This is a genomic window from Acidimicrobiia bacterium, assembly GCA_036396535.1.
GTDB lineage: Bacteria > Actinomycetota > Acidimicrobiia > Spongiisociales > UBA5794 > DASWKR01.
Genome location: DASWKR010000093.1, coordinates 1 through 23,361 on the forward strand (window position 1 = coordinate 1; position 23,361 = coordinate 23,361).

Consider the following 23,361-nt stretch of genomic DNA (forward strand, 5'->3'; position numbering starts at 1 on the left):
GTCGGGCTGGCCGGATTCGAACCGGCGACCTCTTGACCCCCAGTCAAGCGCGCTAACCAAGCTGCGCCACAGCCCGAGAACGGACACTCTACCGGCCTCCTCCCGGTGGGCATCTCCCGTTCTTGCGTCCCCACATCGCCGATATGCGACGGACGGACGCCGGAACGGGTCGGGGAAGGGCGTGATCCGTTCTTGCGTCCCCACATCGCCGATGTGCGACGGAGGGACGCCGGAACGGGTCGGCCGCCGTCACGTGATGCGATCGATGAGCCAGCCGGCGATCTGGATGGCGCGCCACAGGAGGTAGAGCCCGGCTGCGACGACGAGGATCAGGAACCCGACTGGCCACGGGAGATCCTCGTCGTCGTGCTCGGCGGATGACGCCGGATGACCCTCGTCGGCACTCATACCGGCGGTACGCCGTGGCGGCGGTCAGAGAACGAGCGTGGCTTGTTGGCGGCGAACGCCAACCGCCGGACGAGCTCGTCGCGCAGGTCCTCCGGTTGGACGACGGCATCGATGACGATCTCGGAGGCGAGCCGCATGAGGTCGACGTCCTCCTCGTACTCGGCCCGCCGATCCGACACGAATTCGGCGCGCTCGCTCTCGGGGAGCTGCTGGATCTTGTTGAAGTACACGGCATTGACCGCGGCTTCCGGCCCCATGACTGCGATCTCCGCCGTCGGGAGGGCGAGTGCCGCGTCCGGCCGGAATCCGGGCCCGGAGAAGGCGTACAGCCCTGCCCCGTATGCCTTTCGCACGATCACCGAGATGCGCGGCACCGTCGCTTCTGCGATGGCGGTGAGCATCTTGGCGCCGGCTCGGATGATGCCCTGCCGCTCGACCTCCGTGCCGATCATGAACCCGGGCACGTCGGCGAGGAACACCAGAGGCACGTTGAATGCATCGCACAGCCAGATGAAGCGGGCCGCCTTGTCGGCCGAGTCGACGAAGAGGACACCACCGAGGTGGCTCGGCTGGGAGGCGACGATGCCGGCAGGCTTCCCCTCGAGGCGCCCGAACGCCGTGATCACCTCCCGGGCGAAGAGCTCCTTGACCTGGAGGAGGGAGCCCTCGTCGAAGACGGCCTCGAGGAGATCGACCATGTCGTAACCGTGCGCCGAGTCGTCCGGCAGGACGGACGCCGGGTCGGCCCCCTCTCGTACCGGGACCGGCTCGTACGAGGGAGGGAGCACCCGGTAGTGGTCGGAGACGTACGAGAAGTACTGCTTGGCCCAATCGATGGCGGCTTCGTCGGAGTCGACGAGGGCGTCGCCGCAACCCGACACGGTGCAGTGCATCCTGGCGCCGCCCATCTCCTCGAGCGTCGTCGTCTCGCCGATGACCATCTCGGCCATCCGTGGCGACCCGAGGTACATCGAAGCCCGCCCCTCCACCATGACGACGACGTCGCAGAAGGACGGGATGTACGCCCCACCTGCGGCGGACGGGCCGAACAGGCAGCAGATCTGCGGGACCCGGCCGGAGAGGCGCACCTGGTTGTAGAAGATCCTCCCGGCCCCCCTCCGCCCGGGGAACAGGTCAACCTGGTCGGTGATCCTCGCTCCCGCCGAATCGACGAGGTAGAAGACGGGCAGCAGCTCGTCGTAAGCGGACTCGAGCGCCCTGATGATCTTCTCGACCGTGAGCCGCCCCCACGACCCCGCCTTCACCGTCGGGTCGTTGGCGATCACCATCACGGCACGACCCGACACCCGCCCCCTCCCTGTGACGACCGCGTCGGCGGCGAGCTCGTCGTCCGCTGCGTTGGCGAGCAGCCCGTCCTCGACGAACGAGCCGGGATCGCACAGCCTCCCCACCCTGTCGCGCACGAACATCTTGCCTTGCTCGCGGGTCTTCTCCCGGTGCCGCTCGGGGCCGCCGAGCTCGGCACGCTCGGCGGCCTTCCTGAAGCGGTCGGCGACGTCACTCATGCTCGCGGCTCCTGTGCCTCCGCCTCGTCCTGAGCCGGATGGGCGTTCCGGTGAAGTCGTACTCCTCCCGGATCCGGTTCTCGAGGAAGCGTAGGTAGTCGGGGGCGAGGTCGCCTCCTCTCACGAAGAGCACGATCGTCGGCGGGTCCGTCTCGGCCTGCACTGCGTAGATGATGTGGGCCCTCCTGCCGCGGCGAACCGGCGGTGGGTGCGCCTGCTGCCAATCTCTCACGAGGCGGTTCAGCTCGGGGGTGGGGATGCGCTGCCCCCTGCTCTCCAGCACCAGCCGGATCGCCTTGGGAAGGCGATGGATCCTGCTGCCCGTCTTGGCCGACATCCGCAACACGGGCGCCCAGCTGATGAAGGCGAGGCGGTCGCCGACGCTGTCCTCGGTGGCGAGGCGCTCCTCCTCGGTGATGACGTCCCACTTGTTGAGGATGACGATGATCCCGACGCCGGCGTCTGCGATCTCCTCCGCCAGCCGCTGGTCCTGATGCGAGGCGCCTTGGGTGCCGTCGATGAGCAAGAGGGCGATGTCGGCCCTTCCCAGCACGTCGCGGGCGCGCAGCACGGCATAGAACTCGACGTCGTCCTTGACCTTGGTGCGCCGCTTGATGCCTGCGGTGTCGACGATCTCGTACTTCTCCCCGTCGAGCTCGACGATCGAGTCGATGGGGTCGCGGGTGGTGCCCGGCGTGTCGGACACGAGAACCCGGTCCTCGCCCGCCAGCTTGTTGAGCAGCGTCGACTTTCCGACGTTGGGCCTGCCGATGATCGCCAGCCGAGGAAATGTGCTCACCGGCTCACCCTTGCCGGTGTCCGGGAGCATCGCGACCAGGGCGTCGAGGAAGTCTCCCGACCCTCTGCCGTGCAATGCCGAGACCGGCACCGCCTCGCCGAGGCCGAGGGTCCAGAGGTGATCCAGGTCGGTCTCGTGCCGGGCGCCGTCCACCTTGTTGGCGACGAGGATGTGCGGAGTGCTGCTGCGCTGGAGGAGCCTGGCGACGCCCTGATCGTCGTCGCTGAGCTCAGACGTCGCGTCGGCGACGAACACCACCACGTCGGCAGCCTCGATGGCTGCCTCCGCTTGACCGCGGATGCCGGCGGTGAGCTCCTCGCCCGGTGACAACTCCCAGCCACCCGTGTCGACGAGGAGGAACTCGCGCCCGTTCCACTCTGCGACGAACTCACGGCGATCGCGTGTCACCCCGGGCTGCTCGTCGACGACGGCGACCTTGCGGCGCATGATGCGGTTGACGAGCGTCGACTTGCCGACGTTGGGCCGTCCCAGGACTGCGACGACGGGAAGCCCGCTCAATCCGCCACCCCCTCCAGCAGCCCAGCCGCGGTGGCCGGCACGGCGAGCACCGGAGCCTTGGCGGCGGCTCGGACCTCGTCGAGCGACACGTCGTCGAGGAATACGTCGCCCCGCAGCGCCACGTCGGGAACCAGGTAGGAGCCGGCCTCCTCCCGATCGTTCGCCAGGGCACGCTTCAGGTCGCCGCCGACCATGAGCCCGGCGACGGCGACGTTGCCCATGAAGAAGTCGTTGCGAACCGCCAGGATTCGCAGGGGTCGCCCGCCGAGCCGCTCGAGACGAGCCAGTACCGGCCGCATTGCCTTCTCGCCGTACTCGCCGGTGACGATCACGACGGGACCGCGGCCGGGTGAGGGGTCGCGACCCGTGTGGCGCGCCGCCCGATAGCCGCTCGCCGGCGCCGCCGGGATCGTCCGCCACTCTCCGGTGACGATCCGCTCGGCGGCGGCCGAGCCTCGTTCCAGCCGGTCGACCTCGTCGTACAGTGCCCGCACCATCCCGATCCCGTTCTCGTGCTGCTCGAAGCCCTCGTACTCGTGCGAGGCTGGAAAGGGGCGGTCGGCCATCAAGTAGAGCTCGTCCGAGGCGAAGAACATCCTCCTCCCGAGGAGGCGGAGCGCCGTTGCCCGCCACTCGTCGATGATGTCGAGGTCGCGGCGAGCCTGGGCTGCGTCGTGCGGCTCGAGAGTCGACTCGGTGTTGAATTGCGACGTGCCGAGCGGGACGACGCCGACAGACGCCAGATCTCGATATCGTGCGACGATCTCGGCGCACGTCCTGGCAAGGACATCCGCCCCGTTGACCGTTGGGCACAAGACGATCTGGCCGTGTACCTCGACACCGTTGGTGAGCAGGGCCCGCAGCCAGCGCAGGCTCGTCGCACCGCGCGGGTTTCTCAACATCTTCGCCCGGATGTCCGGGTCGGTGGTGTGGATGGAGACGTAGAGCGGGCCGAGCCGCTCCTCGACGACCCTCGCCACGTCGAGCTCACTGAAGCGGGTGAGCGTCGTGAAGTTGCCGTAGAGGAACGAGAGCCGATAGTCGTCGTCCTTCAGGTAGAGGGACTTCCTCATCCCCGGCGGGAGCTGGTAGATGAAGCAGAACTCGCAGTGGTTGTCGCACGTCTGCACCCGGTCGAAGATCGACGAGCTGAGGCGCAGTCCGAGTGGTTCGCCTTGCCCTTTCACGAGCTCTACGCCGACGTCGCCCGAGGGGCGACGGATCCGCAGATGGAGCTCCGGCTCGTCCACGAGCTGCTGGTACTCGATGACGTCGGTCGGTACGACGCCGTTGACGGCGAGCAGCTCGTCTCCGGCGTCGAGGCCCGCTGCGGCCGCGGGCGAGCCAGGGACGACTTCGAGGATCGTGGGGAAGGACATGGCAAACCGAAGTCTACGAGGGCCGAGGATCGCGCCGGTCCGTCCTGCCACCCGGAAGGATCACGGTTGGCAGTAGCCTTCCGAGATGCCCTCGAAGGTCCTCGTCGCCGAGCCGCGCGGCTTCTGCGCTGGAGTCGAGATGGCCATCAAGGCGCTCACCTGGATGGTGAGGGTCTTCGATCCGCCCGTGTACTGCTACCACGAGATCGTCCACAACAGCGCCGTCGTCGAGGCGTTCGAGCGAGCAGGAGTCGTGTTCGTCGACGACTTCGACAACGTGCCCCCGGGCCGTCCGATCATGTTGTCGGCGCACGGTTCGGCGCCCGAGATCGTCGCTTCGGCCGAGCATCTGGCCGCAGTGATGGTCGATGCCGTCTGCCCGCTCGTGACGAAGGTGCACCACGAGGTGAAGCGAATGGCAGGCAAGGGCTTCGACATCATCTATGTCGGCCATCACGGGCACGACGAGGCGACGGGCGCAGTCGCCGAGGCACCGGAGGCGGTCACGCTCGTGGATCCCCGCGACGGGCTCGGTGACTTCGCCGCCACCGATCCCGGGCGGGTGGCTCTCCTCGCACAGACGACGCTCGGGCTCTTCGAGTGGGAGGAAGTCCTCGAGACCGCCCAAGATCTGTACCCGGAGCTGTGGACGGCGCGCCGGAGCGACCTGTGCTACGCCACGACGAACAGGCAGACGGCCGTCAAGCAACTGGCCAGGGAGGCGTCCCTCGTGCTCGTGGTCGGATCGGTGACCTCGTCGAACACCAACGCCCTGGTGCGCGTCGCCGAGAACGCAGGTTGCGCCGCACACCGCATCGACGGGCCGGACGACATCGACGATGAGTGGCTCGTGGGCCACGACGTCATCGGCGTCACCTCGGGCGCCTCGGCTCCCGACCAGCGCGTCAAGGCAGTCATCGAGGCGCTGGCGCCGACCGAAGGCGTCTCGTATGTCCGCGTCATCGACGAGGACGAGTACTTCCCGCTCCCACCTTCGCTTCGGCGGTTCGTGCAGACACTGCAGACCCTCGTCGAGGGGGCCTTCGCGGCACGCCACCCCGGCAGGCCGGGCCCGATCGAGTACGACAGGGAGTGGGACGCAACGTCGGCTCTCGAGTTGCTCGGCGTGTGAAGCAGCACGGGACGGGAGCCACTCACGGTGTCGCGCCCGCCGTGTCGGACGAGGAGGCCTCGCTGACCGCCTTGTCAGACCGGACGCTGCTGCCCGTTCCGCTCGGCGACCAGGCGAAGGATCTCGTCGACGACCGCGTCGACGGTGAGCCTGCCGGTGTCGATGACGACTGCGTCGTCCGCCGGCTGCAGCGGCGAGGCGGCTCGCGTCGCGTCCGCATGGTCGCGACGTTCCAGGTCGGCTCCGACGTCGTCGACCGACCGCCCGGACGACTCGTCGTCGCCGGCACGCCTCACCGCTCGAACCTCGGCGGGCGCCGTCAGGAACACCTTCACCGGCGCACCCGGAAACACGACGGTTCCGATGTCGCGGCCTTCGACGACGGCCTCACCTCCTCGGCTCTCCACCCAGTGGCGCTGGAGAGCCACGAGGAGTCGCCGCACCCCTGGTATGGCAGCGATTCCGCTGACGGCAGAGGTGACTTCTCCCTCGCGGATGGCGTCGGACACCACCTCGCCGTCGAGCCGGACGGCGCCGTCGCTCACGTCGATGTCGGCGGCTGCCACGACCGACACGACGGCCGGCTCATCGGCGGGGTCGATGCCTGCCCGAAGCACCGCCAACGTCGCCGCCCGATAGGTCGCTCCGGTGTCGAGCGATGCGCAGCCGAGCCGGTCGGCGACCGCCCGAGTCACCGTGCTCTTCCCGACGCCGCTCGGTCCGTCTATCGCGATGACCACAGGCCCTCCAGTACCTCGTAGAAGCCAGGCCAGGAGACCGCTGCGGCGCCTGCGCCGTCGATCCGGACGGCCCCTGTAGCCGCCGTGGCGGCCACGGCCCCGGCCATCGCGATGCGGTGATCACCGTGCGACTCGACCGTCCCGGTTTCCAGCCAGCCTGTGCCGACGATGACGAATCCGTCCTCGGTCGCCTCGGCGCCACCCCCGAGCGCCCTGATCATGGCCACCGTCGTCGCGATCCGATCGCTCTCCTTGCCTCGCAGCTCGGCGGCGTCCCGCACCACCGTCATCCCCTCTGCGTAGGCGCCGAGCACGCCGACGAGCGGCAGCTCGTCGAGGGTTGCGGCGGCGAGCTCACCCGACACCTCGGTCGCCGCGAGCACCCCGCCGTACACGGTCACGGAGCCGATGGGGTCTCCCATGGCCGACCCGGTGACCTCGGCCTCGATACCGGCGCCCATCGACTCGAGCACCTGGAGGAAGCCGATGCGGCCTGGATTGAGGGTGATGCCCGGGGTCGTGACTCTGGCCCCCGGCTTCACTGCGGCCGCCGCCCACAGGAAGGCTGCCGACGACGGGTCGCCGGGCACGACGTACTCGAACGGCTCCAACTCCCCCGGCACGACCTGAAAGCGGTTCCGGTCGAGCCAGCGGCCGCGCCCGAGCGCCTCGAGCCAGCGCTCGGTGTGGTCGCGAAATCCGGGCGGGCTCGACACCACCGAGGAGCCCCTCGCCTCCAGGGCGGCGAGCTCGAACGCCGTCCTCGCCTGGGCCGAGGCGATGGGGATCTCGACGTCGGTACCCCTCAGCTCACCGGGGGCATGGACGGTGATCGGAGCCCGCTCGCCGTCGCTCACCTCGATGGATGCACCGAGCGCCTCGAGCGGTCCGACGAGGCGTCCCATCGGGCGGCGCAGCAGCGTGACGTCGCCTGTCAGCTCGGATCGATACGGGCGGGTGGCGAGCGCTCCCGCCATCAGCCGCAGCGTGGTCCCGGAGTTGCCGCAGTCGAGCGGGCCGACCGGCTCCCGCCACGCCCGCCGGCCTGGCGACGCCAGGCGCCCGCCGTCGATGGTCACGCCGAGGGCTCTGAGAACGGAACGGGTCGATGCGATGTCCTCACCCGGCCCTTGGTTGGCGATGTGTGACTCCCCTGCTGCGAGGGCGCCGAGGATCAAGGCCCGGTGGGAGAGCGACTTGTCACCGGGGACCGCCACAGAACCCGCGAACGGCGCGTCGGGGGGATGCAGGGTGACTTTCGTCGCGGGTGGGCTCACTCGTCGTCCTCGGGCAGTGAGGCATCTTCCCACGTCACGGAGGCGGCCGAGTACAGCGACCGGATCTCGTCGATCGAGAGCCGGCGTGCCGCCCCCGGTGCCAGGTGCTGGTCGCCGATCGGGCCGATCCGGGTGCGAACCAGGCCAACGACCTCGTGGCCGATCGCCTCGAACATCCTGCGCACCTCTCGTTTGCGCCCCTCCGCCATGACGATCTCGACGAGTGCCTGGTCCCCCGCCGATGACGTCAGTCTCGCCGAGACGGCTCTGGCCTCCCCGTCGTCCAGCTCGACGCCTCGCACGAGCTCGCCAAGCGCCGCCGTCGGAGGGATTCCCGAGACCCGGGCGACATATGTCTTGAGGATGCCGTGGCTCGGGTGCATCACCAGGTTCGCCAGCTCGCCGTCGTTCGTGAGGAGCATGAGACCCTCGGACTCGGCGTCGAGCCGCCCCACCGGGTAGAGCCTGGTGTCCGACTCGACGAGGTCGACGACGGTCGGCCTGCCCTGGGGGTCGTCCGCCGTGCTGATGACGCCGACGGGTTTGTACACGAGGTACGTGGCGACGTCGGGTCGGATCGGCAGGGGCAGCCCGTCGATGGTGACCCGTGCCGATCCCGGATCCACCCGCTGGCCGATGACGGCCACCGACCCGCCGACCTCGACTCTGCCTGCGGCAATGAGCTGCTCAGCGCGCCGCAGCGAGCAGTAGCCGGACCGCGCGATCAGCTTGTGGAGCCGCTCGATGATGTCTCCGGACGGAACGGCCGCTCCAGCGCGTCCACGACCGCCGCCGGCGGGACGTGGTCGGCGAGTGGCGGGAGCTCTGCGAGGGTGTTGACGCCGAGCCTCTCGAGGAAGAGGCCGGTGGTGCCGTACAGGATCGCCTGCCCGGGACCGGCGGCAATCCCGACCTCGGCGACGAGCCCGCGCCGCTCCAGGGTTCGCAGGGCCCGCTCGGAGTCCACGCCTCGGAGCTCGGCAACCTGGCCACGCGACACCGGTTGCCGGTACGCCACGACTGCCAGCGTCTCCAGCGCGGCGCTCGAGAGGCGAGCGGCCCTTTCGGTTGCCGCGAAGCGCTCGAGGTACTCCCGGGCTTCCGGATGGCTGTAGAGCCTCCATCCGCCGGCGACCTCGACGAGTGAGGTGCCCCGCTGCCCGGTTTCCAGCTCGGCGGAGAGGGAGTGGAGCTCAGCTTCGACGTCGGCGGTCGGGATCTCGAGCAGCTCGGCGAGCTCACCGACCGCGATCGGCTCCTCGGCGACGAAGAGGACCGCCTCGATGACGCGCCTGCGGTTCATGCCGTCCCCCATTCGCTCTGGATCGCTTCGAAGTCGGACTCGTCGACACCTGCATTGTGCGTGACCGTGATCGGGCCCTCCCGGCCCTCCTGGGAGAGGCGCAGAATGCCCCACCTGGCCAGCTCGAGCACCGCCAGGAAGTAGGCCACGACCTCGAGGGGGCGAGCGCAATGGGCGACCAGCTCGTCGAAGTCCTCGGCGGCGCCGGCGACGAGGCGCCGGCGCACGTCGGCGAGCGCCGCGTCGACGGACGGCAGGTCGAACTCGAGATGATCGAGCTCGACTTCCTCGTCCCGGCGATTCAGCGCCCGCTCGGCGATCAGCGCCAACTCGGATGGTGTCACCATGAGCGGGACGTCCGGCAGCCTCGGCTCGATCCCGGGATCCAAGCCGGCTTGGCGAGGCACGAAGCGGTCGGCGCTCTCGAACCTGTGCGCCATCACCGCGGCGACGTCCTTGAAGGTGAGGCACGCCAACAGCCTGGCGAGCAGGCGGTCGCGCTCCTCGGCGAGCGCCAGCTCCTCATCGAGGTCGAACGCCGACTCGCCCGGGAGGAGCCGTCTCGCCTTCAGCTGGATGAGGGTGGCCGCAATGAGCAGGAACTCGCTCGTCACATCGATGTCGAGCTGCCGCATGGCGTCGAGGTACGCCAGGTATTCGGTGACGATGCTCGCAAGGCTCAGCTCGGTGATCTCGAGCTGATGCGACGTGATCAGCTGCAGCAGGAGGTCGAGCGGGCCCTCGAAGACGCGCGTCTTGACTTCGTACGACATGTGCGAGTGCATCGTATCGAGTGGCTCCCCGCCGACCATGGCATTCATGCGCGATCCGCGTCGAGGAGGATCTTCCAGCGACCCTGGTCGACCCCTGGGGGCGCCGGTCCCGGGTGGTGCCGGGCGAAGTCGACGACGATCGACTCGGCGCCTGCCGCCTCGAGCTCTGCTGCCCCGATCGGGCCGTGTCGCCTGTAGGCGGCGTACCTGGGCGGCAGCGGCAGTCGCGCCATCTCGATCAGGGTGGCAACCGACCTGGCGATCGCCCCCGGGGTGGTGTGGCGTTTTCCCACGTCATGGAGGAGCCCCGCCCTCGCCAGCTCATGGTCCGATGGGGCAGCCGCCACGACGGCCATGGCGACGTCGAAGGAGTGGCGCTGGTCCTGTCGCGCCATGCCCCAGAAGAGGCTCAGCTCGGGCTCTCGGAGCATCCGGCCGGCGGCGAGCTGCTCGGCCGGGCCGAGAGGCCGGGCGCGCAGGTGACCCAAGAACCGGCGAGCGAGGTGAGGGAGGTCGGCCGGTGTGACCGGCACTCAGGATCGCTTCGACTTGCAGTCGACGCAGTACAGCGACGTCGGGCGGTAGTCCATCCGGGCGTCGTCGATCTCCTTGCCGCAGGTCTCGCAGAACCCGTACGTCCCCGCCTTGACCTTGGCGAGCGCCGCGTTGACGTCGTCGAGCATCGACTTGACGTTGTCGACGATGCCCAGCACCTCGGTCCGCTCGGCTGTCGCGGCGGCGGCGTCGGCGAATCCGTCGCCGAACTCGACGTCGCCGGTGAGCTCACCGGACTCGTTTGCTCCGAGCTCGACGAGTTGGCGGAGGAGCTTGGCGCGCTCGTCTTCGAGGGCGACGACTGCCGAGTTCAGGTTCATCGTTCTCCTCCGTGAGGATGCCTCGCGTCGAGTTCAGCGGCTCCGTGGGTGCGTCGAGACGTAGACCTCGTACAAGTGCTGCGGGGACACCCGCGTGTAGATCTGCGTTGTCGAGATACTAGCGTGACCCAAGATCTCCTGGACGGTCCTGAGGTCGGCTCCACCCTCGACCATGTGCGTCGCGGCAGAGTGCCGCAGCACATGGGGCGAGATCGCATCGATCGGGAGCCCGGCAGCCGCGGCGTGCTTGCGGACGATGAGCCAGACCGCTTGCCTCGTCAGCCCGCCGCCCCGCGCCCCGATGAACAACCTGCCGGGGTCCGGCCTGCCGCCCTTGAGCTCGAGGCGCACCGGCAGGTAGTCCTCGATGGCTGCGACGGCATAGCGGCCGATCGGCACCAGCCTCTGCTTGGAGCCCTTGCCGGTGAGCAGCGCCGTCCTCTCACTCAAGTCGACGTCGAGCACATCGAGCGCCACCGTCTCGGCGACCCGGGCTGCTGTGGCGTACATGAACTCGAGCAGCGCTCCATCCCTCACGCCGAGCTTCGTGGTTCGAGGTATGGCGTCGAGGAGGCGCTGCACCTCGTCGACCGTGATCGCCTTGGGCAGCGTCGCCGGCCTGGAAGGCGCCTCCAGCAGGGCCGTCGGGTCGGCGCCCGCCATCTCCTCTGACACGAGGAACCGATGGAGCCCACGCACAGCCGCGATCTTGCGTGCAATCGTCGTCGCCTCCATACCGGCGTCGCGCAGCGCCCCGACGTGGCGGGAGACGTCCTCGGGAGTGATCGACTCGACGCTCTCGACATCCCTGGTGGCCAGGAATCGCCGGTACTGGGCGAGGTCTCGCCGGTAGGCGGCGCGCGTGCTGACCGCCAACCCTCGCTCGGAGCCGAGCGCCGCGATGAACTCGTCGATCGCCGACTCGAGCCTCATCTCGTCCCGGCGACGAGGTGGTGCACCGCGATGAGGGTCTTGGCGTCCTCGAACTCACCTGCCGCCAGCCGTCCCGGCAACTCGGACAGCGGGATCGACACCAGTTCCGCCGATTCCTCCTCGACCCCGTGAGGCATCGAGTCCACCGGCTCGAGGTCCGTGGCGACGAACAGGCTCATGTGCTCGTCCGTGAACCCAGGCGTCGTCCAGAACGAGCCGATCAGCTCGAGCCGCCCGGGCCGATATCCGATCTCCTCTTGCAGCTCGCGGGCCGCCGTCACCTCCGGCGGCTCGCCCGCCGAGTCGCGCTTGCCCGCCGGGATCTCGAGGAGCGCCCTGCCGATGGGGCTGCGGAACTGGCGGAACAGCAGCAATGCTCCGTCGAGGATCGGGGCGACCGCCACGGCTCCCGGATGGCGCACCGCCACTCGTTGCAGCCCCTCGCCCGATGGGCCGACGTAGTGCTCCCTGACGAGCCGCAGAAACGCCGCGGTCGCCACGTCTCGCCATCCGACGAGGCGGAACTCGCCGGATGACACGTCAGTGTCCGGACTCGCGAGCATCCTCGTGCCCGGCACGAGCGTCCTCGTGCACCGCTTCCGGTGCGCTGACCGGTGCCTCGGTCGCCTTGTCGAGGGCCCGCTTCCGTTCCAGGGCGGCGGCGACGAACCCGACGAACAACGGGTGCGGATCATCGGGCCGCGAGCGCAGCTCGGGATGGAATTGTGAGGCGATGAAGAACGGGTGGCCCGGAAGCTCGACGATCTCGACGAGGCGGTCGTCGGGCGAGATGCCGGTGAGCGCCAGGCCGGCCGCTTCGAGATCGTTGCGATAGCGGTTCGTGACCTCGTAACGGTGCCGATGGCGTTCGTAGATGAGCTCTTCGCCGTAGAGCCTGCGAGCCAGCGAACCCGGCATCAGCTTGGCCGGGTACAGGCCGAGGCGCATCGTGCCGCCCTTGTCCTCGACGTCTTCCTGGTCGGCCATCAGGTCTATGACGGGATGAGGCGTCATCGGGTCGAACTCGGAGCTGGATGCGGCTCCGTACCCGAGCTCCGAGCGGGCGTACTCGATGACGGCGCACTGCAGACCGAGGCACAACCCGAGGAAGGGGATCTCGTGTTCTCTGGCGTGCCTGATCGCCTGGACCTTCCCTTCGATTCCCCTGATCCCGAAGCCGCCAGGGACGAGGATCCCGTCGAGCCCGTCGAGGTACGTGTCCGTGAGGAGCCCTTCGACCTCGTCGCTCGCCACCCAACGCAAGTCGACCTTCACTCCGTTGGCCATCCCGCCGTGGCGCAAGGCCTCGACGACCGACAGGTAGGCGTCCGGGAGCCCGACGTACTTGCCGACGATGCCGATCTCGACCGTCTCCGATGGACGATCCATTCGCTCGACCATGTCCCGCCATGCCGTGAGGTCCGGCTCGACCGTCTCGAGGCGGAGCGTCCGGCACACGACGTCGTCGAGCCCGTTGCCGTGGAGGACGAGCGGGACTGCGTAGATGTTGGAAACGTCGACGGCGTTGATGACGGCGTCCAGGTCGACGTCGCAGAACAGGCTGATCTTGCGGCGAACGGCGTCGTCGACGTCCCTGTCGGATCGGGCGACGATGACGTCGGGATGGATGCCGCGCCCGCGTAGCTCCGCCACCGAATGCTGCGTGGGCTTCGTCTTCAGCTCCTCGCTCGTCGACAGGTAGGGCACGAGCGTCACGTGGATGTAGCACGTGTTTCCCTGGCCGACGTCCTTGCGGATCTGGCGGATCGCCTCGAGGAACGGGAGGCTCTCGATGTCGCCGACCGTTCCTCCCACCTCGGTGATGACGACGTCCACCTCGTCGTCGTCTCCCAGCTTCCTGATGCGGGCCTTGATCTCGTTCGTGATGTGCGGGATGACTTGGACGGTGGCGCCCAGGTACACGCCGCGGCGCTCCTTGCGGATGACCGACTGGTAGATGGCGCCGGTCGTGACGTTGGAGTCGCGGCGCAGGCTCTTGCCGATGAACCGCTCGTAGTGGCCGAGGTCGAGATCCGTCTCGCCCCCGTCGTCCGTGACGAACACCTCGCCATGCTCGAACGGGTTCATCGTGCCTGGATCGACGTTGATGTACGGGTCGAGCTTCTGCAGGACGACGCGCAGGCCCCGAGCCTTGAGGAGTCGTCCGAGGGATGCTGCGGTGATGCCCTTGCCGAGACTCGACGTCACCCCGCCGGTGACGAAGACGTACTTGGTCAACGCGTTTTCTCCACCTCGGAAGACGGGATGATAGCACCGGCCTCCCCGAGCCCCGGGATCTCGCCCGATGCGCGGCGCCCCGCCGCACGTTCCAGCAGCTCGGCGGCGTGCTCTCTGCCTCGGTCACTGTCGGGCAGGCCGGCGAGCATCCGGGACAGCTCCTCGACCCTGGCCTCGCCCGACACCTGGCGGATCGTCGCGGCCGTACCCGAGCGGTCGACGACGTAATGGCTGTTGCCGAACGCCGCCACCTGTGGGAGGTGGGTGACGCACAACACCTGCCTGCCGATGGCGAGGGCGGCGAGCTTCTCCCCGAGGGCCAGCGCCGTTGCCCCTCCTACGCCGGCATCGATCTCGTCGAAGGCGATGGTCGGCGCATCTGCGACCCCCGCAGCCAGCCTGAGTGCCAGCACGAGGCGGCTCACCTCGCCGCCCGATGCGACGGCGGAGACGGGGCCGGGGCTGAGGGCGGCGTCCGATGCGAATCGCAGCTCGACGTGGTCTGCCCCTTCCGGCGACGGCTCCGCCTCCGTGATAGCGAAGCGCACCACCGGAGTGGCGAAGCCGAGGTCCCGCAGGTGGCGCTCGGCGGCCCGCTCGGTCTCGGCGGCGCACGCCCTCCGTGCCGCGGTGAGGGCGCCGGCTGCGTCCCGCACGCGGATGTCCGCCTTCACGAGATCGTCTGCGATGCTCTCGGCCTGGCCGAGCAGCTCGCGCAACTCGTCAGCGCGCTGTTCCGCCTGGGTCGCGTAGGCCAGGACTGCGTCGAGGCTGTCGCCGTACCTGCGCTTGAGGTCGCCGAGCAACGAGACCCGTCGCTCGACCTCGTCGAGCGACGCATCCCCCGTCTCGATCTCGTCGGCGGAGCGCGCCAGGTCGATCGACACGTCGCTCAGCTCCGCCACCAGGGCGTCGAGTCGCTCCGCCAGCGAGGCGAGCGCCGGATCGAGGCGAGCGGCCCTGAGCAGCGCGTCGGCCGCCGCCCCGAGCCCGTCGAGCACTCCGTCTTCGATCGCCTGACGGGCGACGCCGAGCTGCTCGACGATCCCGGTGGCGTTGCGGAGGCGGTCGGCGAGCGCCGCCAGCGCTTGGTCGTCACCGGGTGCGAACCCGGCCTCTCCGATCTCGACGACCTGGAACTCGAGCATCTCGAGCTCCCTCGTGAGCGCCCTGGCGTCGCCGCCGAGCAACTTCTGGCGCCGCCGCAACTCGGACGCTGCGATCCAGGCCGCCTCGTACTCGGCCCTGGCGAGCATGCCTTCCGGTGTGAGGCGGCCGTCGAGCAGCCTGCGCACCTGCCCGGCGCGGCGGAGCGTCAGGGCGTCGTGCTGGGCGACGAGCTCGACGGCGCCGCCGAGCGCGTCCTGCAACGCCTTCACAGCCACCATCGATCCGTCGAGGTACGCCTTGCTTCGCCCGGAGGCGGTCACACGGCGGGAGGCGATCACCTCGACGTCGCCGTCGACGAAGCGCCCGTCGACCTTCGCCTCCTCGCCGTGGGGCCCGACCTGGTCGCGGCGCGCCTGCTCGCCGATGAGGAGGCGGATCGCCCCGAGGAGGAGCGTCTTTCCCGTGCCCGTCTCGCCGGTGACGACGACGAGCCCGTCACCCGGCTCGATGTGCGCGTCGGCGATGAGGCCGAGGTTGGCGACGGAGAGCTCGTCAAGCATGGTCGATGCCGAACTGGCGGCGAACCGCCTGAGGGAACGGGTGGTCACCCGTCGTGAGGAAACGCATGGATCGGGCGGCCTTCGCCACGGTGACGTGCTCACCTTCGGCGAGGATGCAGGCCGATCGGCCGTCGAGATCGAGACCGACAGGCCGCTCCGAGGCGACCGTGAATCGGAGGCGCGCATCCGGCGACACGACGATCGAGCGCGACAACAGGCTGTGGGGAGCGACGGGGGTGAGGATCATCGCATCGAGGCTCGGGTCGACCACGGGCCCGCCTGCGGACAGCGAGTAGGCCGTCGAACCGAGCGGGGTGGCCACGATGATGCCGTCGGCGCGATACGTGGCGAAATGGTGCCCCTCGATCTCGACGCCGACGTAGACGATGTGCTGTGCCACGACCTTCTCGAGGACGACGTCGTTGATGCCGAACCACGACCCGGCATCGCTCGTCGCCTCGAGCACCATACGGTGAGTGACGGACACCGTTCCGGCGTCGAGGGCGGCGACCATCGCATCGGTGTCGCCGGGTGCGACGTCGGTGAGGTAGCCGACCGTCCCGAGGTTGACCCCGATGACGGGGACGTCGGCGGGGTACGCCGAAGCGGCCGCCGCCAGCAGGGTGCCGTCGCCACCGATCCCGACGACGACGTCGATGCCCTCGGGCAGCACCCCACCCTCGTTGACCCGGGTCGTCTCCAGGCCGAGCTCGGCCGCTCGCCCCTCGATCTTCCGGGCGACCTCGTCGGCTACCGGTCTGGCGTCGTGGGCGAACAGGCCGAGGCGCTGGTATCTCATCCGGCCCTCACGAGCTCGGTGATGGCGTCCACGGACATGCCGCCAGTATCGCGGCGCAACCACAACAGGTACTCGCGATTGCCTTTGGCCCCCGTGATGGGCGATGGGATGCAGCCCTTGACAACGAGCCCGGCATCCTCGAGGGCCCCGACGGCGGCGAGCACCGCTGCGGCGCGGATCTCCGGATCACGCACGATCCCCCTCTTGCCGACCTCGCCCCTGCCCGCCTCGAACTGCGGCTTCACGAGAACGATGTGGTCGGTGTCCCGGCCGCCGAGCCGGGCGAGCTGCACCGCAACGGTCGCGATGCCGATGAAGGACAGGTCGGCCACGACGATGTCGAACGGCGCCCCGAGGACGGCAGGGTCTGCGTGCCGGACGTTCGTCCGTTCGACGACCGTGACCCGGTCGTCCTGGCGCAGCCCCCAGTCGAGCTGGCCGTAGCCGACGTCGAGTGCCACGACAGACGATGCGCCCCGTTGGAGCAGGCAGTCGGTGAAACCCCCCGTCGAGGCGCCGACGTCGATCGCCCGCCGCTCCGCAACGACAACCGGAAAGGCGTCGAGGGCGGCTGCCAGCTTCACCCCTCCCCTGCCGACGAACGGGTGATCCGAGGCGACCATCCGGATGCCCTGTGCTCCGTCGACCATCGTTGCAGGCTTCGGTGACGGGTTGCCGTCCACCTCGACGAGCCCCGCAGCGATGAGCCGCTGGGCGGCCGCCCGCGTCTCGGCAAGCTCGCGGTGTACCAGCTCGGCGTCGAGCCTGCGCCGCGTCAACCGACTGCCTCTGGGGCGTCCTCTCTCAGATCGAGCGTGATCAGCAGCGCCTCGGCGAGCTCGTCCGCCACCGCAGGGGCGTCGGCGGCATCGACCTGTGCGAGGCGGGCGAGGAGCTCGTCCGCCGCTCCCGAGTGATCGGCCGCCTGCCGGTGAGAGGCGGCTTCGTGCGTAGTATCCATGCGGTCATCAAACCACATGCGACCGACAGGTTTCGGCATTGATCCCGATCAGAGATCTCAACCCGACCCGCATCTTCCCGATCGTCACGGTGGCTCTCATACTCGTGAACGTCGGGGCATTCCTCTGGCAGCCGGCTTCCGGGACGCAGGAGGAGATCGATTTCCTGTACGAGAGGGCCGGCATCGCCTGCGAGCTCACGACGGGGGAACCGCTCACGCTCACCGAAGCGGCAAGAGACCAATGCGTCGCCGACTCCACCGAGGCACCCGTGTTCCCGGACAAGAACATATGGCTCGCCGGCATCGTGTCGATGTTCCTGCACGGCGGCTTGTTCCACATCCTCGGGAACATGTGGTTCCTGTGGATATTCGGCAACAACATCGAGGAGGCATTCGGGACGTTCGGCTTCCTCGTCATGTACCTGGCTGCGGGGGTCGTCGCCACCGCGGCGTTCGTCCTCACGAACCCCGACGCCACGGTGCCGCTCGTGGGAGCGTCCGGAGCGATCGCCGGAGTGCTCGGCGCCTACCTCGTGCTGTTCCCCGCCCACCAGGTCCTCACGTTGCTGGTGTTCTTCTTCGTGCCGATCCCCGCCATCCTCTTCCTCGGGCTGTGGTTCCTGAGCCAATTCGGCATCGCGGACGTCGGGGTTGCCTGGGAGGCGCACGTCGGCGGCTTCGTGTTCGGTGTCCTCGTCACCCTGCCGCTGCGCGAGGTGTTGCTGAGACGGGTCGCCGGGCTGCATGGCACCGTCCGCTACGTGTGAAGTCACGGGCGCCGCGCGAGGCGATCCGGCAGCTCGGCGATCGACGATATGACATGGTCGGGTCTCAGCTCGGGCGGCACTTGGGCGAGATCGGACACGACACCCGTCAGCGTGAGCACCGTGATCCACCCGGCGGCCTTGCCGAGGGCAACATCCGTCTCGGGGCGATCGCCGAGCACGATCACGTCGCCCTCGCCCACCCGTGACGCGATGAGCGCCCTCATCTCGTCGTGGGGCTTGCCGCACACGATCGGCGTGCCACCGCTGGCGGTCTCGATGGCGGCGGAGATCGCTCCCCCTCCCGGGTAGAGCCCGTCCGGCATCGGGTAGGTGGCGTCGGTGTTCGTCGCGTAGAAGGCCGCCCCGGCTCGCACGGCACGAGCCGCGTCGGCGAGCTTCTGATAGCTGAGGGAGCGGTCGAGTCCGACGACGACAGCATCGGCGGCTCGCCAGTCGGCGGTGACCGCCATCCCGCCTGCGGTGAGCGTGTCGACGAGGCCCTGCTCGCCGACGACGAACGCCGAGGAGAACGACCCGGCCATGGCGAGCGCCGTCGCCTGGCCGGACGTCGCCACCTGCTCCGGCCGTGCCGGGAACCCGGTGCTCGCCTCGATGTTGGCGGCGACGGTCTCCGCCGTCTTCGTCGAGTTGTTGGTGGCGAACACGAGCCGGTAGGCGCCGGCGAGTCGCCCGAGAGCCTCGCCGGCACCGGGCACCTCTCGGTCGTCGACGTAAACGACGCCGTCGAGGTCGATGACGATCGCCCCGACGTTGCCGACGTCGCCCCACGGCGCTACAACTTCGCTCGATGCATCCAAATCGAATCCCGTCACGACAGGTCAGGGGAAGCTACCAGCACATCGGAGGTGCCAGATGACGGCGCTGCTCGTGCGCATCAGCGGGCGCGACCAGACCGGCATCAACGCCGGCGTCCTCGAGATCCTCGACCAGTCGGCAGCCAGACTCATCGACATGGAGCAGGTCGTCGTGCGTGACCGCATCCATTGCGGGATGCTCATCGAGATCGACGAGGAGCGCTCGCCGCTCAAGGAGCTCCTCTACTTCGGCTGGCAGAAGGGGGTCTCCGTCGAGTTCGAGATCGTCGAGTCTGTGGACGTCGGGCCTCTGCCGCCGCGGTTCGCCGTGACGGTGATGGGCTCGTCCCTGGCGCCGGGCGCCGTCGCCGGGGTCGCCAACGCCGTGTCCGATTCGGGCGGCAACATCGAGCGCATCTCGCAGCTGTCACGCTATCCGGTCGTGAGCTACGAGATGCTCGTCGTCGGAGGCGACCTCGAGGCGATGAGGGCGGCGCTGCTCCGGGCGTCGCACGAGCACCTCGTCGATGTCGCCATCCAGGCGGAGGGCCTCGCCCGCCGAGCCAAACGGCTCGTCGTCATCGACATGGACTCGACCCTCGTCCAGGACGAGGTCATCGACCTCCTCGCCGCCGAGGCGGGAGTGGCCGACGAGGTCGCAGAGCTCACCCGCCTCGCCATGGAAGGGGCGACGGACTACGGCACCGCCTTGCGAGACCGGGTTGCGCTGCTGGCGGGCACTCCGGAGGACGCGCTCGAGCGGGTCGCAGCCAAGATCAGGCTCACACCGGGCGCCCGGACGTTCGTGAGAACGCTGCGGCGCCTCGGCTACACGACCGCTGTCGTCTCCGGCGGATTCCAGTACTTCGCCGACCACGTCAAGGAGCAGATCGGCCTCGACCACGCCTTCGCCAACACGCTCGAGAGGGAAGGCGGCGTGCTCACGGGGAACCTCGAAGGGCGCCTCATCGACGGGCCCGGCAAGGCGGCGATCCTCGCCGAGATCGCCGCCTCGGAGCACATCGGGCTGGAGCAGACGGTCGCAGTGGGCGACGGTGCGAACGACCTCGAGATGCTCAGCGCCGCCGGCCTCGGCATCGCATTCAACGCCAAACCGGCGGCCGTCGCCGCCGCCGACACCTCGGTGAACGTCCCGTACCTGGATGCGCTCCTCTTCATCCTCGGCATCAGGCGGGACGACATCGAAGAGGCGGACAGGCGCGACGGTCATGACGGCGGGTACCCGGCGGTGTGACGGCGTGAGCCTCGGTCAGGCCGTCAACTCGCCGAAGCGGGCCACGACCCGCTCGAGCATCTGGGTCGTGAGATCCACGCTCCGCTCGCTGACCCGCTCGTCGTCACCGTGGAACATGCTGAGCATGTCTCCGAACGTGACGTCGTCGTCGAACAAGCCGACGCCGTAGGCGACGACCCCTCTTGCCCTGAAGAACCTGGCGTCGGTGGCGACAGGAGTGATGGCGGGGACGAGAGCGGGTGACCCCGTCAGGGCGTCCGCCGAGTCGACGATCGCCTCCCACAGGGGCCCGCCCGTCGGCGAGCCATTGGCTGGGAACGTCTGGATGCGCTCGATCTCGATCTCGTCGCTCAGTCCGGGGCCCATGACCTTGCGGAAGTGGTCGTCGACGTCTTCCTCGTCCTGACCCGGGAGCTTGCGAACATCCACGTCGGCGGCCGCCAGATCGGGAACCACGTTCGACTTGATCCCCGAGTGGAGGACGGTCGGAGTGACGGTGAGATGCGTGCACGCATGCACCCAGCGGGCGAACGCCATGTCGTCTCCGGCGAGCTCGTCGATGGCGTCGTCGATCCTGTCCGGGTCGAGCAATCGCTCCTCGAGGTCACGCTCGAGAGCCAGGCCGGTGACGAACGCCGACCACTCTTCGGTGATCTCGACAGGGGTCGGCGTGGTGCCGAGGCGAGCCATCGCCGTCGCCATCGGAACGAGGGCGTTCTTCCTCCCATAGGGTTGGCTGCCGTGGCCGGGCAGCCCGCGACTCGTGAGGCGGCGCCACGAGGGTCCCTTCTCGGCGACTGTCACGGGGAGGACATGCTCACCCCCGGCGCGGAACGACGGGCCGGCCACCTCGGTGAGCAGGTACTCGCCCGCCACGAGGTCCCAGTGGTCCGACACGAGCGTCTCGGCGCCGAGACGGCCGCCTGCCTCCTCGTCTGCGGTCGCCCCGAAGACCAGGTCGCCGGGCAGTGGAGCGACGTCGCCGTTCAGGTGACGCTTGAACACCGCAGCCATCGCCGAGGTGACGTTGAGCATGTCGACGGCGCCCCTGCCCCAGACGTATCCGGCCTCCCGGATCCCGTCGAAAGGCGGGTGGGTCCACCCGTCCGGCTTGGCCGGCACGACGTCGAGATGCGGGAGGAGGATCAGCGACGGCGCCCCTGGGACGGTGCCCGCCACCCGGTACACGACACTCTGTCTCCCCGGATGCGGCTCGACGATCGTCCCATCCCGGCCGAGATAGGCGGCGAGTGTCGTCACCGATCGGTGCTCGTGGCCGCTGTCGGGGGTACCGTCGTTGACGCACTCGTTGCGGATCAGCTCGACGAGCAGCTCGACGACCTCGTCCGGCGGGATCACGGCGCGTCTCCGGCGTTGAGAACCTCGTCTCGGACGCGCTCGTCGTCGTGGTGCATCACGATGAGGCGCGCCGAGAAGCCGTTCGCCTCGAAGAAGTTCTTGGCATTGCGGTGGCCGGGGCTCACCCGGGCGTCGAAGAGGTGAAAGCCCCTGGCGCGGAAGGCGTCGAGGAGCATGGTCACCATCGCTTCGCCGACCCCGATGCCCCGCGCCTCGACCTCCGTGTGGATCAGCCGGACGACGGCGACACGATCGCCGCCAGCTTGGGGCAGCAGGTCCTCGGCCCGGCACCATCCGAATCCGAGTGGAACGTCGTCGAGCTCGCCGATCACCAGGACAGACTCGTCGTCCCCCATCACGTCGACAAATGCCTCGGAGACCGGTTCGGGCAGGCCGTCCGCCAACGGCCACAGTGGGCGGAGGGCTGCCTGCTCGCGCTCGAGGTCGCGATAGAGCGCCACGAGATCGTCGAGATCCGCTTCGGTCGCCATCCTGCTCGTGACTATCACATCCCCTCCGGGCTGCGCCACGGCAGTCTGCCACGGCGCCTCCCGACGCCCCATCTCGTCACGAGCAGCATCGCCTCGACGGCGATTCCCGTCGACATCTTCGACTGGCCCCGCACGCGGTCGACGAACGTGATCGGCACCTCGTCGATGCGCATGCCGAGGACGCTCGCCTTCCACGCCATCTCGACCTGGAACCCGTAGCCAGACGCCTGGCAGTCCCACGGCGCCAACCGCACGATCGCATCCGCGGTGAATGCCCGGTACCCGCCCGTCATGTCGGCGACGTCGGTCCCGAGGAGCGCTTTGGCGTACACGTTCCCCGCCCGCGACAGCCAGCGACGGTGCCACGACCAGTTGGCGACCCCGCCACCCGGGACATAGCGACTGCCGATGACCACGTCGGCTCCGTCTTCGGTCGCCGCCAGGAGGTTCGGGAGCGCAGCCGGGTCGTGCGAGAAGTCGGCGTCCATCTCACACATGACGCGGGCGCCGTTGTCGAGGCCCCAGCGGAAGCCCGCCGCGTACGCCGGCCCGAGCCCCGCCTTCTCAGCTCTGTGCAGCACGTGCAGACGCTCGACCCCGGCCGCCTGCTCGTCGGCGAGGCGGCCGGTTCCGTCCGGGGAGTTGTCGTCGACGACGAGGACGGACACTCCGTGCTCCAGCACGGCGGCCGTCAGCGGGACGATGTTCTCTGCTTCCTCGTAGGTCGGGACGACGACGAGGACGTCATGCCGCGCAATCGGCACAGACCATCCTTCGCTTGTCCGTCAGTTGGGAGCGGCGCTTCACGAGGTAGCAGGATGAGCAGACGAACTCGTCGTCCCTGGCCTCGCCGGGCCCTTCGTCCTCGAGGGCGATCTCGGCTCGTCTGATCTTCCGCAGCTCGGCCGCCTCGTCGACGACGAGGGTCTCCGATTCCTCGTCCTCGGTGAGCATCTCGAGCTCCTCGCTCTCGAGCTCGTCGAGAGCCTCGTCGGAGTCGTCGCCGTCCTCGTCTTCGTCGTCCTCGTCGTCTTCGTCGGCTGCGACGACCACGACGGCTGCGACCTCGTCGCTCTCGCCTTCCTCCTCGTCGAAGGGCTCCACCCAGTCTTCGTCGGCTGCGACCGTTTCATCGTCGAGGTCCTCCGGGACGTCGACCTCGTCGTCGTCCGGTTCCTCGAACTCGTCCTCCTGGTCTTCTTCGAATGCCTCTTGTTGTGGCTCGAAGTCGTCCTCTTTGGCCTTGGCCATGGGCAATCCTCTTTCGGCGGCGGCGAGTATATCCGCGGGCGGGACGCGAGAAACGGCCCACTGTCGCTTGATATTCCCCGAGTCTGTCGGC

General features: G+C 69.0%; 26 protein-coding genes and 1 tRNA gene. 3 read left to right on the forward strand and 24 right to left on the reverse strand.

Annotated features, from left to right (window positions below; all coding sequences use genetic code 11):
• Window position 1 precedes the first annotated feature (1 nt).
• From VGC47_15215 to VGC47_15235, 5 genes are all read right to left on the reverse strand, one after another.
• Window positions 2-76, reverse strand: a tRNA-Pro gene (locus VGC47_15215).
• A 173-nt stretch (window positions 77-249) separates the two neighbouring features.
• On the reverse strand, window positions 250-408 hold the full coding sequence (locus VGC47_15220) for a hypothetical protein (GenBank protein ID HEX9856660.1): 159 nt from the start codon (window positions 406-408) through the stop codon (window positions 250-252).
• The gene (locus VGC47_15225; GenBank protein ID HEX9856661.1) at window positions 405-1,934 is read right to left on the reverse strand and encodes an acyl-CoA carboxylase subunit beta; all 1,530 of its coding nucleotides are present in this window, start codon (window positions 1,932-1,934) and stop codon (window positions 405-407) included. The genes VGC47_15220 and VGC47_15225 overlap by 4 nt, the downstream gene beginning before the upstream one ends.
• On the reverse strand, window positions 1,927-3,252 hold the full coding sequence (gene der / locus VGC47_15230; protein HEX9856662.1) for a ribosome biogenesis GTPase Der: 1,326 nt from the start codon (window positions 3,250-3,252) through the stop codon (window positions 1,927-1,929). Before der ends, VGC47_15225 begins: the two co-directional genes overlap by 8 nt.
• Complete coding sequence (locus tag VGC47_15235) at window positions 3,249-4,631, reverse strand: DUF512 domain-containing protein (protein ID HEX9856663.1); 1,383 nt, start codon at window positions 4,629-4,631, stop codon at window positions 3,249-3,251. The genes der and VGC47_15235 overlap by 4 nt, the downstream gene beginning before the upstream one ends.
• Before the next feature lie 85 nt (window positions 4,632-4,716).
• On the opposite strand from VGC47_15235, the gene ispH reads away from it, so the two are divergent.
• On the forward strand, window positions 4,717-5,763 hold the full coding sequence (ispH, locus tag VGC47_15240; GenBank protein HEX9856664.1) for a 4-hydroxy-3-methylbut-2-enyl diphosphate reductase: 1,047 nt from the start codon (window positions 4,717-4,719) through the stop codon (window positions 5,761-5,763).
• 74 nt (window positions 5,764-5,837) lie between these two features.
• Here ispH and cmk read toward each other — a convergent pair whose 3' ends face one another.
• The 14 genes from cmk to VGC47_15310 form a co-directional block, all read right to left on the reverse strand.
• The gene (cmk, locus tag VGC47_15245; protein HEX9856665.1) at window positions 5,838-6,503 is read right to left on the reverse strand and encodes a (d)CMP kinase; all 666 of its coding nucleotides are present in this window, start codon (window positions 6,501-6,503) and stop codon (window positions 5,838-5,840) included.
• Window positions 6,488-7,780 carry a 3-phosphoshikimate 1-carboxyvinyltransferase gene (aroA, locus tag VGC47_15250; GenBank protein HEX9856666.1) on the reverse strand — a complete coding sequence of 431 codons (1,293 nt, stop codon included), beginning with the start codon at window positions 7,778-7,780 and terminating at the stop codon, window positions 6,488-6,490. The genes cmk and aroA overlap by 16 nt, the downstream gene beginning before the upstream one ends.
• A complete protein-coding gene (locus tag VGC47_15255; GenBank protein ID HEX9856667.1) occupies window positions 7,777-8,427 on the reverse strand; it encodes a pseudouridine synthase in 651 nt (216 codons plus the stop codon). The genes aroA and VGC47_15255 overlap by 4 nt, the downstream gene beginning before the upstream one ends.
• Before the next feature lie 77 nt (window positions 8,428-8,504).
• Complete coding sequence (gene scpB, locus VGC47_15260) at window positions 8,505-9,083, reverse strand: SMC-Scp complex subunit ScpB (GenBank protein ID HEX9856668.1); 579 nt, start codon at window positions 9,081-9,083, stop codon at window positions 8,505-8,507.
• Window positions 9,080-9,856 carry a ScpA family protein gene (locus VGC47_15265; protein HEX9856669.1) on the reverse strand — a complete coding sequence of 259 codons (777 nt, stop codon included), beginning with the start codon at window positions 9,854-9,856 and terminating at the stop codon, window positions 9,080-9,082. Before VGC47_15265 ends, scpB begins: the two co-directional genes overlap by 4 nt.
• Window positions 9,857-9,900: 44 nt before the next feature.
• Window positions 9,901-10,389, reverse strand: coding sequence for an HDIG domain-containing protein (locus VGC47_15270; protein ID HEX9856670.1), 489 nt, complete (start codon window positions 10,387-10,389; stop codon window positions 9,901-9,903).
• Window positions 10,390-10,731, reverse strand: a complete 342-nt coding sequence (locus tag VGC47_15275; GenBank protein ID HEX9856671.1) for a TraR/DksA C4-type zinc finger protein — start codon at window positions 10,729-10,731, stop codon at window positions 10,390-10,392.
• Between the two features lie 33 nt (window positions 10,732-10,764).
• On the reverse strand, window positions 10,765-11,664 hold the full coding sequence (locus VGC47_15280; GenBank protein HEX9856672.1) for a site-specific tyrosine recombinase XerD: 900 nt from the start codon (window positions 11,662-11,664) through the stop codon (window positions 10,765-10,767).
• The gene (locus tag VGC47_15285; GenBank protein ID HEX9856673.1) at window positions 11,661-12,203 is read right to left on the reverse strand and encodes an NUDIX hydrolase; all 543 of its coding nucleotides are present in this window, start codon (window positions 12,201-12,203) and stop codon (window positions 11,661-11,663) included. The genes VGC47_15280 and VGC47_15285 overlap by 4 nt, the downstream gene beginning before the upstream one ends.
• A gap of 1 nt (window position 12,204) precedes the next feature.
• Window positions 12,205-13,902 carry a CTP synthase gene (locus VGC47_15290; protein ID HEX9856674.1) on the reverse strand — a complete coding sequence of 566 codons (1,698 nt, stop codon included), beginning with the start codon at window positions 13,900-13,902 and terminating at the stop codon, window positions 12,205-12,207.
• Window positions 13,899-15,572: an AAA family ATPase gene (locus tag VGC47_15295; protein HEX9856675.1), complete on the reverse strand. Its 1,674-nt coding sequence runs from the start codon at window positions 15,570-15,572 to the stop codon at window positions 13,899-13,901. The genes VGC47_15290 and VGC47_15295 overlap by 4 nt, the downstream gene beginning before the upstream one ends.
• On the reverse strand, window positions 15,565-16,371 hold the full coding sequence (locus VGC47_15300) for an NAD(+)/NADH kinase (protein ID HEX9856676.1): 807 nt from the start codon (window positions 16,369-16,371) through the stop codon (window positions 15,565-15,567). Before VGC47_15300 ends, VGC47_15295 begins: the two co-directional genes overlap by 8 nt.
• Window positions 16,368-17,150: a TlyA family RNA methyltransferase gene (locus VGC47_15305; GenBank protein ID HEX9856677.1), complete on the reverse strand. Its 783-nt coding sequence runs from the start codon at window positions 17,148-17,150 to the stop codon at window positions 16,368-16,370. Before VGC47_15305 ends, VGC47_15300 begins: the two co-directional genes overlap by 4 nt.
• Complete coding sequence (locus VGC47_15310; protein HEX9856678.1) at window positions 17,147-17,332, reverse strand: hypothetical protein; 186 nt, start codon at window positions 17,330-17,332, stop codon at window positions 17,147-17,149. Before VGC47_15310 ends, VGC47_15305 begins: the two co-directional genes overlap by 4 nt.
• A gap of 38 nt (window positions 17,333-17,370) precedes the next feature.
• Between VGC47_15310 and VGC47_15315 the strand changes: the two genes are divergently transcribed.
• Window positions 17,371-18,099 carry a rhomboid family intramembrane serine protease gene (locus tag VGC47_15315; GenBank protein ID HEX9856679.1) on the forward strand — a complete coding sequence of 243 codons (729 nt, stop codon included), beginning with the start codon at window positions 17,371-17,373 and terminating at the stop codon, window positions 18,097-18,099.
• Window positions 18,100-18,101: 2 nt separating this feature from the next.
• On the opposite strand, the gene VGC47_15320 is transcribed toward VGC47_15315, so the two are convergent.
• Window positions 18,102-18,932, reverse strand: a complete 831-nt coding sequence (locus tag VGC47_15320) for an HAD-IIA family hydrolase (GenBank protein HEX9856680.1) — start codon at window positions 18,930-18,932, stop codon at window positions 18,102-18,104.
• 40 nt (window positions 18,933-18,972) lie between these two features.
• Here VGC47_15320 and serB point away from each other — a divergent pair, with 40 nt between their 5' ends.
• On the forward strand, window positions 18,973-20,169 hold the full coding sequence (gene serB / locus VGC47_15325; GenBank protein HEX9856681.1) for a phosphoserine phosphatase SerB: 1,197 nt from the start codon (window positions 18,973-18,975) through the stop codon (window positions 20,167-20,169).
• A gap of 15 nt (window positions 20,170-20,184) precedes the next feature.
• Here the strand turns inward: serB and VGC47_15330 are convergent, their stop codons facing one another.
• From VGC47_15330 to VGC47_15345, 4 genes are read right to left on the reverse strand one after another with little or no spacing between them, the layout of a single operon-like run.
• The gene (locus VGC47_15330) at window positions 20,185-21,528 is read right to left on the reverse strand and encodes a M20/M25/M40 family metallo-hydrolase (GenBank protein HEX9856682.1); all 1,344 of its coding nucleotides are present in this window, start codon (window positions 21,526-21,528) and stop codon (window positions 20,185-20,187) included.
• Entirely contained in the window at window positions 21,525-22,019 is a 495-nt protein-coding gene (locus tag VGC47_15335) for a GNAT family N-acetyltransferase (protein ID HEX9856683.1), read from the reverse strand. The genes VGC47_15330 and VGC47_15335 overlap by 4 nt, the downstream gene beginning before the upstream one ends.
• Window positions 22,020-22,033: 14 nt before the next feature.
• Entirely contained in the window at window positions 22,034-22,783 is a 750-nt protein-coding gene (locus VGC47_15340; protein HEX9856684.1) for a polyprenol monophosphomannose synthase, read from the reverse strand.
• Complete coding sequence (locus VGC47_15345; protein ID HEX9856685.1) at window positions 22,764-23,270, reverse strand: DUF4193 family protein; 507 nt, start codon at window positions 23,268-23,270, stop codon at window positions 22,764-22,766. The genes VGC47_15340 and VGC47_15345 overlap by 20 nt, the downstream gene beginning before the upstream one ends.
• Between the last annotated feature and the right edge of the window lie 91 nt (window positions 23,271-23,361).

Excerpts from the sequence above, each read along its gene's own strand:
- VGC47_15235 (HEX9856663.1), bottom strand. The coding sequence starts at position 4,631 with ATGTCCTTCCCCACGATCCTCGAAGTCGTCCCTGGCTCGCCCGCGGCC.
- VGC47_15275 (HEX9856671.1), bottom strand. The coding sequence starts at position 10,731 with ATGAACCTGAACTCGGCAGTCGTCGCCCTCGAAGACGAGCGCGCCAAG.
- VGC47_15310 (HEX9856678.1), bottom strand. The coding sequence starts at position 17,332 with ATGGATACTACGCACGAAGCCGCCTCTCACCGGCAGGCGGCCGATCAC.
- serB (HEX9856681.1), top strand. The coding sequence starts at position 18,973 with ATGACGGCGCTGCTCGTGCGCATCAGCGGGCGCGACCAGACCGGCATC.
- VGC47_15220 (HEX9856660.1), bottom strand. The coding sequence starts at position 408 with ATGAGTGCCGACGAGGGTCATCCGGCGTCATCCGCCGAGCACGACGAC.
- scpB (HEX9856668.1), bottom strand. The coding sequence starts at position 9,083 with ATGAACCGCAGGCGCGTCATCGAGGCGGTCCTCTTCGTCGCCGAGGAG.
- VGC47_15300 (HEX9856676.1), bottom strand. The coding sequence starts at position 16,371 with ATGAGATACCAGCGCCTCGGCCTGTTCGCCCACGACGCCAGACCGGTA.
- VGC47_15280 (HEX9856672.1), bottom strand. The coding sequence starts at position 11,664 with ATGAGGCTCGAGTCGGCGATCGACGAGTTCATCGCGGCGCTCGGCTCC.
- ispH (HEX9856664.1), top strand. The coding sequence starts at position 4,717 with ATGCCCTCGAAGGTCCTCGTCGCCGAGCCGCGCGGCTTCTGCGCTGGA.
- VGC47_15265 (HEX9856669.1), bottom strand. The coding sequence starts at position 9,856 with ATGTCGTACGAAGTCAAGACGCGCGTCTTCGAGGGCCCGCTCGACCTC.
- VGC47_15345 (HEX9856685.1), bottom strand. The coding sequence starts at position 23,270 with ATGGCCAAGGCCAAAGAGGACGACTTCGAGCCACAACAAGAGGCATTC.
- VGC47_15335 (HEX9856683.1), bottom strand. The coding sequence starts at position 22,019 with ATGGCGACCGAAGCGGATCTCGACGATCTCGTGGCGCTCTATCGCGAC.
- VGC47_15295 (HEX9856675.1), bottom strand. The coding sequence starts at position 15,572 with ATGCTTGACGAGCTCTCCGTCGCCAACCTCGGCCTCATCGCCGACGCG.
- VGC47_15225 (HEX9856661.1), bottom strand. The coding sequence starts at position 1,934 with ATGAGTGACGTCGCCGACCGCTTCAGGAAGGCCGCCGAGCGTGCCGAG.